The organism is Antarcticirhabdus aurantiaca, from assembly GCF_009765365.1.
GTDB classification, from domain to species: domain Bacteria; phylum Pseudomonadota; class Alphaproteobacteria; order Rhizobiales; family Rhizobiaceae; genus Antarcticirhabdus; species Antarcticirhabdus aurantiaca.
Window position 1 is genome coordinate 1 of the sequence record NZ_VTOM01000030.1, and the last position, 13429, is coordinate 13429.

Consider the following 13429-nt stretch of genomic DNA (forward strand, 5'->3'; position numbering starts at 1 on the left):
GGGCACAGGAGAGGACGCAGCCTCACGGCGAGCCAATAGCGTCAGGACGATAGCCGACAACGAACCCCACCACCTGCGCCGACGACATCTCGCACGGCTTCAACGCGCTCCGACCGCCGGACAGGCGATAAAGGTTGAAGCTTACGCGGTCCGCGCCGCCGAGCTCCTCGGCGTAGAGCCAGACGCGGCGACGGTCGGGCGACACGTTCAGCGTCGCGCCGTAGCGCCGTCCTTCGAAGACACCCTCACTGTAGCCGCTCGGAAGGCGGTCGAGGGCGGCGAGGAAGGCGTCCATGATCACCGTCGCGTCGTTTTGATCCGCCATCAACGCGGCTGCGCCCAGGGTGGTGCCGCGTTCCGGATCGTTCATCCGAACCGGTCGCGCGCCACAGGTTCGGCGCGGAACGCGGGCGCGGTCGCTCCATTTCGTAGACACCGGCGGACTCGCCGCAACCATCGACGAGGACGGATGGCATGAGCGAGATCGACGCACGCAAGGCGGGCGCGTTCCGGGTCGGCGGCGACATCGAGGTCGCGCGCCTCGGCTTCGGCGCGATGCGGATCACCGGCAAGGGCATCTGGGGCGAGCCGGCCGATCGGGCCGGGGCCCTCGCGACGCTCCGGCGGCTGCCGGAACTCGGCGTGAACTTCATCGACACGGCCGACTCCTACGGGCCCGACGTGTCGGAGATCCTGATCCGCGAGGCGCTCCACCCCTATCCCGGCATGCTGGTCGCGACCAAGGGCGGTCTCCTTCGCACCGGACCGGATCGCTGGCCTCCGTGCGGGCGCCCGGACTACCTGCGCCAGCAGGCGCTGATGAGTCTTCGCCATCTCGGCGTCGAGCGGATCGACCTGTGGCAGCTCCACCGCATCGACCCGGCCGTTCCGCGGCAGGAACAGTTCGAGGCGATCAAGGCGCTGCAGGACGAGGGGCTCGTGCGGCATCTGGGCTTGAGCGAGGTGTCGGTCAAGGAGATCGAGGCGGCCTCGAAGATCTTCACCGTCGCCACCGTCCAGAACCGCTACAACCTCGTCGACCGCACCAGCGAGGCGGTGCTCGATCACTGCGAGGCGAAGGGGATCGGCTTCATTCCCTGGTATCCGCTGGCGGCCGGGAGCCTCGCCCGCAGCGGCACGATCCTCGACGAGACGGCGCGCCGGCACGGCGCCTCGCCGGGCCAGATCGCGCTCGCCTTCGTTCTGCGGCGCAGCCCCGTGATGCTGCCGATCCCGGGAACGTCCAACGTCGCGCATCTCGAGCAGAACGTCGCGGCCGCCGGCATCGCGCTGTCCGACGAGGAGTTCGGCGCGCTCGACGCGGAAGGGCGGAAAGCCTTCTCCCAGGGCGGATGACGGCGCGTCGTCGCACGCGGAGGCTTCGGTGCTCAGCAGCCCTTGGCGCGCACGTAGATCGCGTAGAGCGAGGTCGTCGCGGTGATGAAGAGGCGGTTCCGGCGCGGACCGCCGAAGCAAAGATTGGCGACGACCTCGGGCACCAGGATCTTGCCGAGCCGCGTCCCGTCGGGATGGAAGACGTGGACGCCGTCCTTCGCGCTCGACCAGACCCGACCCTCCGTGTCGCAGCGGATGCCGTCGGGCACGCCGGTCTCGAACGCCGCGAAGACCTCGCCGCCGGCGAGGCGATCGCCCTCCACCCGGAAGCGGCGGATGTGGCGCCGGCCCGTCGGATCGTGGCTGCCGACGCTGTCGGCGATGTAGAGGAGCGAGCCGTCGGGCGAGAAGGCGAGGCCGTTCGGCTGGCCGAAATCGTCGACGAGGCGGGTGATCGCGCCGCTCGCGGGATCGATGCGGTAGACGCCCTGGCAGGGCTGCTCCTGGACCCCCTTGTGGCCCTCGTAGTCGTCGCGGATGCCGTAGTTCGGATCGGTGAACCAGACCGAGCCGTCGCGGTGGACCACGACGTCGTTCGGCGAGTTCAGCCGCTTTCCCTCGAAGCCGTCGGCCAAGACGGTGATCGTCCCGTCGTGCTCGGTGCGGGTGACGCGGCGCGCGCCGTGCTCGCAGGAGACGAGCCGGCCGTAACCGTCGCGGGTGTGGCCGTTGGTGTGGTTGGCGGGCGAGCGGTAGACCGAGACGCCGACGTCCGGAATGTAGCGCAGCATCCGGTCGTTCGGGATGTCGCTCCACAGGAGGTGGCCGGCATCGCCGAACCAGACCGGCCCTTCCGCCCAGCGACAGCCGGTATGGAGGCGCTCCAGCTCGACGTTGATGAGGGCGACCTCGGAAAAGCGCGGGTCGAGGATCTCGTAGGGCATGGACTGTCCTCAGGCGCGGCCCGCGCGGGGACCGCCGGCGAGCGTGATGATGGCGATGATGATGAGGCCGGTCAGGAGGTAGCGCAGCCCCGCTCCGACGCCGAAGGTGTTGAGCATGGTGACGAGGAGGTAGAGGAAGAGCGAGGCGCCCCAGAGGCCCGACACGTTGGACTGCCCGCCGGAGACCGAGGAGCCGCCGACCACCACCACCGCGATCGAGGCGAGGAGGTATTCCTCGCCCATGTTGAGCGAGGAACCGCCGGAAAAGCCGGCGAGCACGGCGCCGCAGAGCCCCGCGAGGACGGCCGACAGGACGTAGGTGAGGAAGCGCACGCGATCGACGCGGATGCCGGCGAGGTGCGCGGCGCGGCTGTTCTGGCCGATGGCCGCGACCGAGCGGCCGTAGACGGTCCGGTGCAGGAGGACGGCCATGAGGACGGAGAGGAGGAGCGTCGCGATCGCGAGATAGGGCACGCCCATGACGCGGCCCGTCGCGAAATCCGCGAAGGCCGGGGGCGGGCGCACGCGAAGGCCGCGGCCATAGGCGATCGCCGATGACTGGACGAGAAAGCTCGCCGAGAGCGTAGCGATGATCGGCGGGATCTGGAGGAGGCGGATCAGCGCGTAGTTGAAGCAGCCGACCGCGACGCCCGTGCCGAGCGCGGCGAGGAGCCCGAGGGCGATCGAGCCGTCCTCGCCGCCCATGACCGTCATGGCGACGGCGCCGGCCAGCGCGATGGTGGCGGGGATCGACAGGTCGACATTGCCCGGCCCGGTGGTGATGACGAACATCTGGCCGAGGCCGACGATGACGTACATCGTCGCGAAGGTGAGCGCTGTCGACAGGATCTGCCCGCCGCCCGCGCCGCCGGTGAAGGCGAGGGTCGCGGCGAAGATCAGGCCCGCGCCGATGAAGGAGAAGGCCTGCGGCATCGGCGGCAGGCGCCGGCGGGCGCCGCGCGTTTCACTCTCGGCCGCGCTCATGCCGCCCTCCGTTCGGTGCGGTTGACGAGGGCGCGCAGCGCCAGGACGAGGATCAGGATCGCGCCCTGCGCGCCGATCTGCCAGTCCGGCGAGATGCGCAGGAAGGTGAGGAGCGAGCCCGCGAGCGTCAGCGTCAGCGCGCCGATCACGGCGCCGATCGGGGACACGCGCCCGCCCGTGAACTCGCCGCCGCCCAGGATCACCCCGGCGATCGACAGGAGCGTGTAGCGCAGCGCGATGTTGGCGTCGGCGGAGGTCGTCAGGCCGACGAGGCAGAGGCCGCTCAAGCACCCGAAGAAGCCGCAGAGCGCGTACATCGCCATCTTGGTTTTCAGGAGCGACCAGCCGGCGCGGCGCACCGCCTGCGGGTTGCCGCCGGCGCCGCGCAGAACCACGCCGAGCGACGAGCGCATCAGGAAGAGGTGGACGAGGAGCGCGAGGAGGGCGCTCGCCAGGATCGCGAAGGGGATCGCCGGAGTGCGCAGCTTCACCACGGCGGAGAGCCAGGCGGGCGCCGAGCCGCCGGGCGAGGGGAGGAGGAGGACGGCGGCGCCGAGCCAGACGAAGCTCATGCCGAGCGTCACCACGATGGCCGGCAGGTTTCGCCAGTGGATCAGGGCGCCGAGCGCGGCGTAGACGGCGATGCAGCCGGCGAGGGCGGCAAGGCCCAGCGCCGGGTTCTCGGGAAGGATCGTCGCGCCGATGCAGGCGACGAGGCTGACGAAGGCGCCGATGGAGAGGTCGAGGTCGTTGACGGCGATGACGCAAAGCTGGGCGATCGTCGCAAGCGCGATCGGCAGCGCCAGGTTCAGCATCAAGTTCAGGCCGAGATAGCTCATCGCCCGCGGCTGGATGGTGAAGATCACCGCCAGGAGGAGGATCAGCGAGACCGGCGGCAGCAGCGCGCGAAGCAGGCGCGGATTGGCGAGTGCCCCGGTCACGCGGCCTCTCCCTCGAAGGAGGACTGGAGGACGCGCGCTTCCGTCAGCTCGTGCCGGCCGAGCTCGGCGACGATCCTGCCCGAGCGGAAGACGTAGGTGTGGTCGCAGCTCTTCAGCTCGTCGAACTCCGTGGTGTACCAGATGAAGGTGCGGCCCTTGTCGGCCTCGGCCCGCACGAGCGCGTAGACCTCCTGCTTGGTGCCGATGTCGACGCCGCGCATCGGGTCGTCCATCAGGATGACCTCGGCGTCGGAGCCGAGCGCGCGGGCGAAGAGCGCCTTCTGCTGGTTGCCGCCGGAGAGGGTCAGGATGTTGTCGTCCATGTCGGGTGTGCGGATCTTGATGCGGGTGCGCCATTCCTCGGCGAGGCGCTTCTCGCGGGCGGGATCGACGAGGCCGAAGCGGCCGAGCCGCGACAGGGAGCGAACGGTGACGTTGCCTCCGATCGACCAGAGCGGAAAGACGCCGTCCGTTTGCCGATCGCCGGCGACGAAGGCGACGCGGCCGGTGACGGCGGCATAGCGCGAGCGGCCCTGCGCGGCATTGTGGAGGAGGACGAGAAGGCTCGTCTGGCCGTGGCCGGCGAGACCCGCGAGGCCGACGATCTCGCCGCGGCGCGCTTCCAGCCGGATCGATCCGCCCTTTGGCGTCGTGGCGCTGGCGACGACCGCGCCGCGGCGCCCCGCCTCGGCCGACACGAGCGTCTCGCCCGCTTCATGGGAAACCACGTGGCCCATCGCCTCGACGAGGCTCGCGCGGGTGAAGGCGCCGGCCTCCCGCAGGTCCACGACGCGCCCGTCGCTCATCACGGCGATGCGGTCGCAGGTCGACAGGATCTCGCCGAGGATGTGCGAGATCAGGATGACGCTGCCGCCGGCGGACACGAAGCGGCGCACATGGGCGAGGAGCTGGGCTGCGACGCTGTTGTCGAGCGAGGAGGTCGGCTCGTCGAGGATCACGAGGCGCAAGGGGGCCTCATGGTCGCCCTGCGCGAAGACGCTGGCGATCTCCACCATCTGGCGCTGGCCGAGCGGCAGGTCGGAGACGAGCGCCTGCGGGGCGATGCCGTGGCCGGGAAAGATCTCGTCGAGCGTTCGCGTGATGAGGCGCGCCGCGCGCCCGCGCCAGCCGAAGCCCTTGAGCGAGGCGTGGCGGATGCGGGCGTTCTCGAGGACGCTGAGATTGGGGCAGAGCGAAAGCTCCTGGAACACGCAGGCTATGCCCGCCTGGCGCGCCCGCGCGACCGTCAGGCGGCCCGCCACGTCCTCGCCTTGCACCGTGAAGCGCCCCTCGTCCGGCGACACGTTGCCGACGAGCACCTGCATCAGCGTCGACTTGCCCGCGCCGTTGTGGCCGGCGAGGCCGAGGCACTCGCCGGAGCGGACGTCGAGGTCGACGCCGCGCAGCGCCCGCACGGCGCCGAAGCTCTTGGCGACGGCGGCGAGGGCGACGAAGGGCGTGCCGGGCGGGGGCGCGGCGGTGGGATGGGGCATGGGGGTGCGAGCCTGTCGATACGAAGCGCTGACCCCATCGGAATGAGGCGCTTTCCCCTCGCCCGCTCGGCGGACGAGGGTGGGCCGGCGAAGGCCGGCCGGGCGAGGGTGTCGGCCGCGCAAGCGGCGGGGCCAAGGACCGATCCGAGACGCGGCGGCCTTCATAAGCCACCCTCACCCCCTGCCGGGGCCTTCTCCCGCTGGCGGGAGAAGGGAGAGCGTCGTCGCCGCACCTTGAACGGTCGGGTTTCAGCCGCCGGCCTTGGCCGCCTCGATGACCTTCTTGGCGTCGTCCAGCGAGTATTCGACGTTGGCCACGCCGCCGGCCTCGGTGTTCTCGAGCGCCTTCTCCAGGCCTGCCTGATCGATCGACAGGAAGGGAACGACGAGGTCCTTCGGGACCTCCTGGCCGTCGAGGATCTGCTGCGCGACCCAGAAGGCGAGGGTGGAGACGCCCGGCGCGATCGAGACGGACATGGTCTCGTAGCCGTTGGCGTCCTTCTGCTCCTTCCACCAGCGCAGCTCGTCGTCGCGATTGCCGAGGATGATGGTGGGCGTCGGGCGACCCGCGGCCTTGAAGGCCTCGGCCGCGCCGAAGCCGTCGCCGCCCTGCGTCACGACGCCCACGACCTCGGGCAGGCTCGGCAGCACGCCGGCCACCGACTTCTGCGCGACCGTCTGCGTCCAGTCGCCCTGGACCTCCGAGACGACCTTGAAGTTGGGATGGGCCGAAACGCCTGCCGCGATGCCCTCGTGGATCTCGGTGTCGACCGAGGTGCCGGCGAGGCCGCGGATCTCGAGGAGGTTGCCGCCGTCGGGATAGCGCTGCGCGAGGTAGTCGAGCTGGCCCGAGCCCATCTTCTTGAAGTCGACGGCGACGCGCCAGGCGCAGGGCTCGGTGACGATGCCGTCGAAGGAGACGACGATGATGCCCGCGTCGCAGGCTTCCTTCACAGCACCGTTCAGCGCCGTCGGCGAGGCCGAGTTGATGACGATGGCGCTGTAGCCCTGCAGGATCATGTTCTGGATCTGCGCGGCCTGCTCGGTCGCCTGGTTCTCGGCCGTCGTGAAGGCTTCGGCGCTCTGGACGACGCCGTCGGCGACCGCCTTCGCGGTGATGGTCTCCCAGCTCTTCAGCATCGCCTGGCGCCAGGAATTGCCGGCATAGTTGTTGGACAGCGCGATCGTCTTGTCGGACGTGTCGGCCTGAGCCGCGCCGGCGAGCGGCAGCGCCAGAAGCGCGGCGGACAGGATGGTGGCGTTTCGATTGAGCAAGGCTTCCTCCCGGGAGCCGGCCTCCCAGCCGGCGTTCAGCGCCCGCGGCGTGTCCCGCCTCGGGTCTCGGGCGGAACAGTGGGCGAGTTGCGCCGGCCTGTCCAAGGCCCGAGCCGCATCTTCTTTACGGGATCCCGCAAGATCCCTTCGGGGCGACGCACCCGTGCCGGCGCGTTCTCCCTTTCGCAGGGCCGCCCGACGTGGTGGTGTGGCGCGATGATCGCAGCCGCAGCCGCCCGCCCCAACCCCTCGCATCGCACCGAGGCCGCCCGCACGCGGCTCGGCGCCGAGGCCGTGTTCCGCCGCCTCCTTCTCGTCTCCAAGGCGCTGGCGGGCCAGCTCGACTTCCAGACCGCGATCCAGGCTGTGTCGGTGGAGCTCGCCGAGATCCTGCCGCACGACCACCTCGACGTCTGCATCCTGCGGCGCGACCTCCACGTCGCCTACGAGGCCGGCATCCACACCGACTGGAGCCTCAACGAGCGCCCCCTGCCCGTGGAGGGCAGCCCGATCCGCGCCGTCCTCCTGGGTGAGGCGCCCTTTCTCATCACCGGCGACGCGATGACCGATCCGCGCTTCCACTTCGCCGGCGCCTTCGCCCATCCGATCGTCGACGAGGCGCTCAGGAGCCGCCTCCACGTGCCGCTCCTCGTGCGCGGCGAGATCATCGGCGCCCTGTCCTGTTCCAGCCGGCGGGCCGACCTCTACGACGAGGCGGACGTCGAGACCGCGAGCCACGTCGCCGACATGCTGGCGCCCTACTTCTTCGCGCTGCGGGCTGCCGAGGATGCGCGCCGCCTCGCCATCGAGGAAGCCGAGGGGCGGGCGCGCGAGGAGGCCTTTCGCGAGGGCGCGCTGCGCCTGACGGAGGAACTGGAGCGCGAGCGCCAGCGCATCGGCATGGACCTTCACGACCTGACCCTCGCCGACCTCACGCGGCTGATGCGCCGCGTCGAGCGGCTGCGCGGCGAGACCGCCCTCTCCGCCGACATGCTGGAGCCGATCGCGGGCGGGCTCGACCGCTGCGTGCGCGAGCTGCGCGCGATCATCGACGACGCCCGGCCGAACGTCCTCCAGCTCTTCGGCCTGGCGGAAGGCATCGAGGACTTCCTCGGGCGGGCGCTCGACGGCGCCGGCATCGCCTGGCGGCTGGAGGACGCGGCGGGCGGCGCGCTGCACGACCTCGACGAGTCGCTGCGCGTCGCCCTCTTCCGCATCGTCCAGGAGGCGGTGAACAACGCCGCCCAGCACGCCGAGCCCTCGCTGATCGAGGTCGAGCTGAAGCGCGAGGCGCGCGCGGGCGGTTGCCACGCGGTGATCGAGATCCGCGACGACGGCATCGGCTTTGCCGCGCGCGAGCAGAGGAAGCGCGTCGGCGGCATCCGCAACATGCAGACGCGGGCGCGGCTCGTCGGCGCGCAGTTCGCGATCGCCCGGCGACCGGACGCGCGCGGAACGCTCGTCACCCTCGCTCTGCCGCTCGAGCCGCTCGGGGCCGCCCCGTGACGATGACCGTCCTGATCGTCGAGGACGATGCCGTTCACCGCGCCTTCCTGCGCGACGTGCTCGTCGGCACGCTGCCGGACTGCCGCCTGATCGAGGCGGCGGACGGGGTGGCCGGCGAGGCGCTGGCGCGCGAGCACGAGTCGATGAACGTCGTGGTCGACCTCCAGATGCCGCGGCGCACCGGCGTCGAGATGGCGAAGACGCTCTGGCGCGAGCGGCCGGCGACCGCGATCATGTTCTGGTCGAACTACGCGGACGAGGCCTATGTGCGCGGCGTCTCGCGCATCGTGCCGGAGGGCGCCGCCTACGGCTACGTCCTCAAATCCGCCTCGGAGGAGCGCCTGGCCCTCGCGCTGAAGAGCGTCTTCCTGGAAGGCCAGTGCGTCATCGACCGGGAGATCCGCTCGGTGCAGCAGAAGTCGGCCGACCGCTCCGGCTCCTTCACCGACGTCGAATACGAGATCCTCGTCGACCTCGCCCTCGGCCTCACCGACCGGCTGATCGCCGAGCGGCGCGGCATCTCGCTGCGAAGCGTCCAGAACCGGCTCGCCCAGATCTACGACAAGCTCGGCGTCTACGAGACGGAAGCGGGCTCCGACGTCTTCAACCTGCGCATGCGGGCCGTGACGCTGGCGGGCCTTCGCAAGCTCCTCAACCGCAACAGCCTGGAACAGGCCGAGGCCGAGCTCGCCGCCTGGCTCGCCGCGAGCCCTCGCGCGAGCGGCGGCCGGCGCTGAATCCCAGCCGCCACCGCCTATGCCATGCACCCTTCCGGCGCGGCCCGCGTTGTGACGAGGCGTGCTATCGGCGGCGGATCGAGCAAGCGGAGAGTGCATGACGAACGAACCGACAAGGGCCGCGGTCGAACTCGACGAGGACACGATCGCCTTCGCCGCCAAGGTCTTCAACTATTGCCGCACGGGCGAAACGGAGGTCATGGCCGACCTCCTCGCCGGGGGCCTGCCGGCGAACCTTCGCAACGACAAGGGCGACAGCCTCCTGATGCTGGCGAGCTATCACGGCCATGGCGCGCTGACGCGGCTCCTCCTGGAGCACGGCGGCGATCCCGACCTCGCCAATGATCGCGGCCAGACGCCGCTCGCCGGCGCCTGCTTCAAGGGCGACCTGGAGATCGCCCGGCTGCTGCTCGATCACGGCGCGAGCGTCGACGCGCGCGATCCGAACGGGCGCACAGCCCTGATGATCGCGGCGATGTTCGACCGCGTCGAGATCCTCGACCTTCTCCTGGCGCGCGGCGCCGACCCCAGCGCGCGCGATGCCGGCGGGGCCACCGCGGCCGCCGCCGCGCAGGCGATGGGCGCGGCCGCGGCCGCCGCGCGGCTGGCGCAGGCGCGGGCGATCGACGTGTGACGCCGGCCGGTCGGCCCGGTTCTCACATCGGCGGCGGGGTTCCGCCGGTCTCCACCGCCACGAAGTCGCTTTCGAGCCCGCCGTCCGCGTCCTCCATGGCGGGCACGAAGACGCGGCGACCCGGCGCGAGGTCGGGCAGGTCGGAGGCGACGAAGGTGACCACGGGCACGTCCGAGGGCACGCGCACCGTCTTCGTTTCCCCGGCGAAGGACAGGGTGACGAGCCGACCGTCGGGCGCTTCCGTCACCTTCGACACCCTCGCATTGGTCATGATGGAGCCCGGCACGAGGTCCCAGGGAAAGCTGCCCTCGCCGGTGCCTTCCATGCTGTCGGGAAAGACCAGGACTTCCAGCGCCCGGTCCGGGCCGGCGGGCTCGGGAAGCGAGCCGATCCCGACATAGTCGCCGACAGCGATCCGCCGGCCCGGAACGGGCTCGACCCCCGCGATGATGAAGCTCGGCAGGAGACGCACCTCCGCCAGATCGCCCTCGCGCGTCGACACGCTCAGCACCCCGCCGGCAAGGCTCGCGATCGTCCCGCGCAGGCGCACGAAGTCGCCCTCCGCCGCGGCGACGGGACCGGCGGCGAGAAGCAGCGCGAGAAGGGTGGGAGCGAGGCGCATGGCGGCGAATCCTGGGGAGTGCGTCCGCGAGACGTCGATCCCGCGACGCGCAAAGACAACCCGCACGCGACAAAGTGATGGCGGCGATCCGGCCGCCCATCCTTTCGCGGCGGGGCCCTTCCCTCCGCGCCCGGATGGCCACAAGATCGGATCGTCGGCGCGCCCACGCGTTCCGGCGTGTTGATCGTGCCGCATCGTCCGGCGGCGAAGCGGACAGGCTTCGCCCGGACATGCGCCAGCCACCGGGGTTCGTCGCCATGGCCGAACACGTTTCCATCCTTGGCGGCGAGCGCCACGTCTTCGCCGGCCTGACGAGCCTCCTCGCCTGCGCTTCGCCGAGGCGCGCGGGCGACGAGCTGGCCGGCCTCGGGGCCGAGACCGACGCCCGCCGCGTCGCCGCCCGCGTGGCGCTGGCCGACGTGCCGCTCGCCGCCTTCCTCCAGGACCTCGTCGTGCCCTACGAGACCGACGAGGTGACGCGGCTCATCGTCGACACGCACGACGCGGCCGCCTTCGCCCGCGTCTCGCACATGACGGTCGGGGCGTTTCGCGACTGGCTGCTCTCGGCCGAGGCCGACGCCCCGACGCTGGCGGCGCTCGCGCCCGGCCTGACGCCGGAGATGGCCGCGGCCGTCTCCAAGCTCATGCGCAACCAGGACCTCATCGCGGTGGCGCGCAAGATCCGCGTCGTCACCGCCTTCCGCACCACGCTCGGGCTGGAAGGCCGGCTCGGCTCGCGCCTCCAGCCGAACCATCCGACCGACGATCCGCGCGGCATCGCCGCCTCGGTCCTCGACGGGCTGCTTTACGGCGTCGGCGACGCGGTGATCGGCATCAACCCGGCGACCGACAACGTGCCGAACGCGATCCGGCTGATGGAGATGCTGGACGAGCTGCGCCAGGCCTACGAGATCCCGGCCCAGACCTGCGTCCTCACCCACGTCACCAACTGCCTGGAGATCATGGAGCGCGGCGCGCCGGTGGACCTCGTCTTCCAGTCTGTCGCGGGATCGGAAGCGGCGAACCGCTCCTTCGGCATCGACCTCTCGGTCCTGCGCGAGGCGCACGCCGCCGGCCTGTCGCTGAACCGGGGAACGGTCGGGCGCAACGTCATGTACTTCGAGACGGGGCAGGGCTCGGCCCTGTCGGCCGACGCCCATCACGGCGTCGACCAGCAGACCATGGAGGCGCGGGCCTACGCGGTGGCGCGGGCCTTCGACCCGCTTCTCGTCAACACCGTGGTCGGCTTCATCGGGCCCGAATATCTCTACGACGGCAAGGAGATCACCCGGGCCGGCCTCGAGGACCACTTCTGCGGCAAGCTCCTCGGCCTGCCGATGGGCGTCGACGTCTGCTACACCAACCACGCCGAGGCCGATCAGGATGACATGGACGGGCTGATGACCCTCCTCACCGCCGCCGGCTGCACCTTCCTGATCGCGGTGCCCGGCGCCGACGACATCATGCTGAACTATCAGAGCCTGTCCTTCCACGACCTCCTTTTCCTGCGCTCGACCTTCGGGGTGAAGGCGGCGCCGGAGTTCGAGAGCTGGCTGGAGCGGATGGGCCTGGCGACGCCCGACGGCCGCATCCGCGAGCTGAGCGCGCGCGATCCCGGCATGGCGCGGATGCTCGCGCGCATCGGACAGGTGGCGTGATGACCGGCTCTCCCGACGACGACAAGGTCGTGCCGCTGGATCGCGATCCCTTCGCGGCCCTGCGGCGCGCGACGAGCGCGCGCATCGGCCTCGGCCGCGCCGGCGAGGCGATGCCGCTCGCCTCGGTGCTCGCCTTCCAGCACGCCCACGCCAAGGCGCGCGACGCCGTCCACCTGCCGCTCGACGTCGAGGGGCTGGAGGCGCGGCTCGCGCCCTTCCGCCCGATCCGGGTGAAGAGCGAGGCGGAGACCCGCGCCACCTACCTCAAGCGCCCCGATCTCGGGCGGCGGCTGGCGGAAGCCTCGCGCGCGGCGCTGGCGCAAGTCGGCAGCGGCTTCGACGTCGCCGTTCTGATCGCCGACGGCCTGTCGGCGACGGCGGTGGACGCGCACGGCGCGGCCGTCTTCGAAGCCCTCGCCCGGCGGCTCGGCGCCTTCCGCCTCGCCCCGCCGGTGATCGCGACCCAAGGCCGCGTCGCGCTCGGCGACGATGTCGGCGAAGCGCTGGGCGCGCGGCTCGTCGTGGTGCTGATCGGCGAGCGGCCCGGTCTTTCCGTAGCGGAAAGCCTCGGCGCCTACCTGACCTTCGCCCCGCAGCGCGGCCGGCGCGACAACGAGCGCAACTGCGTGTCCAACATCCACGGCCAGGGCGGCCTGTCGGTCGAGGCGGCGGCGGACAAGATCGCCTGGCTCGCGCGCGAGGCGCTCGCCCGCGGCCTCACCGGCGTCGGCCTGAAGGACGAGGAGCCGGCGGCGCTCGGCGCGGCGCAGGCGCCGCCCACACTGCCGCCCGCCATGTGACGCAAGGGAATTCTTAGGCCGGCTGCCAGTCGGCGGCGAGCTCCTCGCGGAAGGCGAAGCGCACGAGGTGGCGCCAGACGACGTCCTGGAGCTGCGGCATGGTCTCGGCGTCCGGCGCGGTCAGGTGCATCTCGAGGACGCCCTCGCGCGCGTCGAGCCGGACCTCGCCGATGGTGAAGGTGATCGCGCCGTGATGCTCGTCGAAGGTGACGGGCAGCTTGTGGGCGAAGTGCTTGCAGAGCTGCTGCAGGTAGCGCGAGGCGTGGGGCGTCGCAACGCGGGCGATGCTCCGCACGGCGGCGGGGGCGTTGGTCTCGGACATGGGGTGTTCCTGACGTTTGGGAAGATAGGGCACGGCGGCACCATTCCGGCCGGCACCTTCGCGCCGATCCGCCCGGACGGAAAGGGCCGATCGCGTTAAGAATGGTTGCGAGGCGGTGCTTGGCCGACTGGCCGCAGACCCGCACCTTTTCGGGTCCGACCTCCACCCTTCCGCCTCG

The 13429-nt window shown here is 71.3% G+C and carries 14 protein-coding genes; 6 read left to right on the forward strand and 8 right to left on the reverse strand.

Features of this window, described 5'->3' with window-relative positions:
* Positions 1-22: 22 nt before the first annotated feature.
* Positions 23-325, reverse strand: a complete 303-nt coding sequence (locus FZN60_RS25465; protein WP_158876603.1) for a hypothetical protein — start codon at positions 323-325, stop codon at positions 23-25.
* A gap of 149 nt (positions 326-474) precedes the next feature.
* Here FZN60_RS25465 and FZN60_RS25470 point away from each other — a divergent pair, with 149 nt between their 5' ends.
* Complete coding sequence (locus tag FZN60_RS25470; protein WP_158876605.1) at positions 475-1356, forward strand: aldo/keto reductase; 882 nt, start codon at positions 475-477, stop codon at positions 1354-1356.
* A 32-nt stretch (positions 1357-1388) separates the two neighbouring features.
* Here FZN60_RS25470 and FZN60_RS25475 read toward each other — a convergent pair whose 3' ends face one another.
* The 5 genes from FZN60_RS25475 to FZN60_RS25495 form a co-directional block, all read right to left on the reverse strand.
* A complete protein-coding gene (locus tag FZN60_RS25475) occupies positions 1389-2279 on the reverse strand; it encodes an SMP-30/gluconolactonase/LRE family protein (protein WP_158876608.1) in 891 nt (296 codons plus the stop codon).
* A gap of 9 nt (positions 2280-2288) precedes the next feature.
* A complete protein-coding gene (locus FZN60_RS25480; protein ID WP_158876610.1) occupies positions 2289-3263 on the reverse strand; it encodes an ABC transporter permease in 975 nt (324 codons plus the stop codon).
* The gene (locus FZN60_RS25485) at positions 3260-4204 is read right to left on the reverse strand and encodes an ABC transporter permease (protein ID WP_199266650.1); all 945 of its coding nucleotides are present in this window, start codon (positions 4202-4204) and stop codon (positions 3260-3262) included. The genes FZN60_RS25480 and FZN60_RS25485 overlap by 4 nt, the downstream gene beginning before the upstream one ends.
* The gene (locus tag FZN60_RS25490) at positions 4201-5697 is read right to left on the reverse strand and encodes a sugar ABC transporter ATP-binding protein (RefSeq protein WP_158876613.1); all 1497 of its coding nucleotides are present in this window, start codon (positions 5695-5697) and stop codon (positions 4201-4203) included. Before FZN60_RS25490 ends, FZN60_RS25485 begins: the two co-directional genes overlap by 4 nt.
* Positions 5698-5946: 249 nt before the next feature.
* Positions 5947-6972: an ABC transporter substrate-binding protein gene (locus FZN60_RS25495; protein WP_158876616.1), complete on the reverse strand. Its 1026-nt coding sequence runs from the start codon at positions 6970-6972 to the stop codon at positions 5947-5949.
* Between the two features lie 216 nt (positions 6973-7188).
* Here FZN60_RS25495 and FZN60_RS25500 point away from each other — a divergent pair, with 216 nt between their 5' ends.
* From FZN60_RS25500 to FZN60_RS25510, 3 genes are all read left to right on the forward strand, one after another.
* Positions 7189-8478: a GAF domain-containing sensor histidine kinase gene (locus FZN60_RS25500; RefSeq protein WP_158876618.1), complete on the forward strand. Its 1290-nt coding sequence runs from the start codon at positions 7189-7191 to the stop codon at positions 8476-8478.
* Positions 8479-8480: 2 nt separating this feature from the next.
* The gene (locus FZN60_RS25505; protein ID WP_158876736.1) at positions 8481-9215 is read left to right on the forward strand and encodes a response regulator transcription factor; all 735 of its coding nucleotides are present in this window, start codon (positions 8481-8483) and stop codon (positions 9213-9215) included.
* A gap of 97 nt (positions 9216-9312) precedes the next feature.
* Complete coding sequence (locus FZN60_RS25510) at positions 9313-9849, forward strand: ankyrin repeat domain-containing protein (RefSeq protein WP_158876621.1); 537 nt, start codon at positions 9313-9315, stop codon at positions 9847-9849.
* A 22-nt stretch (positions 9850-9871) separates the two neighbouring features.
* Here the strand turns inward: FZN60_RS25510 and FZN60_RS25515 are convergent, their stop codons facing one another.
* The gene (locus tag FZN60_RS25515) at positions 9872-10471 is read right to left on the reverse strand and encodes a hypothetical protein (protein ID WP_158876624.1); all 600 of its coding nucleotides are present in this window, start codon (positions 10469-10471) and stop codon (positions 9872-9874) included.
* 257 nt (positions 10472-10728) lie between these two features.
* On the opposite strand from FZN60_RS25515, the gene FZN60_RS25520 reads away from it, so the two are divergent.
* Positions 10729-12129: an ethanolamine ammonia-lyase subunit EutB gene (locus tag FZN60_RS25520; RefSeq protein ID WP_158876627.1), complete on the forward strand. Its 1401-nt coding sequence runs from the start codon at positions 10729-10731 to the stop codon at positions 12127-12129.
* The gene (gene eutC / locus FZN60_RS25525) at positions 12129-12929 is read left to right on the forward strand and encodes an ethanolamine ammonia-lyase subunit EutC (RefSeq protein WP_158876629.1); all 801 of its coding nucleotides are present in this window, start codon (positions 12129-12131) and stop codon (positions 12927-12929) included. The genes FZN60_RS25520 and eutC overlap by 1 nt, the downstream gene beginning before the upstream one ends.
* A gap of 13 nt (positions 12930-12942) precedes the next feature.
* On the opposite strand, the gene FZN60_RS25530 is transcribed toward eutC, so the two are convergent.
* Complete coding sequence (locus FZN60_RS25530) at positions 12943-13251, reverse strand: DUF2218 domain-containing protein (protein WP_158876632.1); 309 nt, start codon at positions 13249-13251, stop codon at positions 12943-12945.
* Positions 13252-13429: the final 178 nt, after the last annotated feature.

What these genes read in the sequence shown, in the direction of transcription:
- FZN60_RS25500 (WP_158876618.1), top strand. Translation starts at nt 7,189, where the DNA reads ATGATCGCAGCCGCAGCCGCCCGCCCCAACCCCTCGCATCGCACCGAG.
- FZN60_RS25490 (WP_158876613.1), bottom strand. Translation starts at nt 5,697, where the DNA reads ATGCCCCATCCCACCGCCGCGCCCCCGCCCGGCACGCCCTTCGTCGCC.
- eutC (WP_158876629.1), top strand. Translation starts at nt 12,129, where the DNA reads ATGACCGGCTCTCCCGACGACGACAAGGTCGTGCCGCTGGATCGCGAT.
- FZN60_RS25520 (WP_158876627.1), top strand. Translation starts at nt 10,729, where the DNA reads ATGGCCGAACACGTTTCCATCCTTGGCGGCGAGCGCCACGTCTTCGCC.
- FZN60_RS25505 (WP_158876736.1), top strand. Translation starts at nt 8,481, where the DNA reads ATGACCGTCCTGATCGTCGAGGACGATGCCGTTCACCGCGCCTTCCTG.
- FZN60_RS25515 (WP_158876624.1), bottom strand. Translation starts at nt 10,471, where the DNA reads ATGCGCCTCGCTCCCACCCTTCTCGCGCTGCTTCTCGCCGCCGGTCCC.
- FZN60_RS25465 (WP_158876603.1), bottom strand. Translation starts at nt 325, where the DNA reads ATGGCGGATCAAAACGACGCGACGGTGATCATGGACGCCTTCCTCGCC.
- FZN60_RS25530 (WP_158876632.1), bottom strand. Translation starts at nt 13,251, where the DNA reads ATGTCCGAGACCAACGCCCCCGCCGCCGTGCGGAGCATCGCCCGCGTT.
- FZN60_RS25510 (WP_158876621.1), top strand. Translation starts at nt 9,313, where the DNA reads ATGACGAACGAACCGACAAGGGCCGCGGTCGAACTCGACGAGGACACG.
- FZN60_RS25480 (WP_158876610.1), bottom strand. Translation starts at nt 3,263, where the DNA reads ATGAGCGCGGCCGAGAGTGAAACGCGCGGCGCCCGCCGGCGCCTGCCG.
- FZN60_RS25475 (WP_158876608.1), bottom strand. Translation starts at nt 2,279, where the DNA reads ATGCCCTACGAGATCCTCGACCCGCGCTTTTCCGAGGTCGCCCTCATC.
- FZN60_RS25470 (WP_158876605.1), top strand. Translation starts at nt 475, where the DNA reads ATGAGCGAGATCGACGCACGCAAGGCGGGCGCGTTCCGGGTCGGCGGC.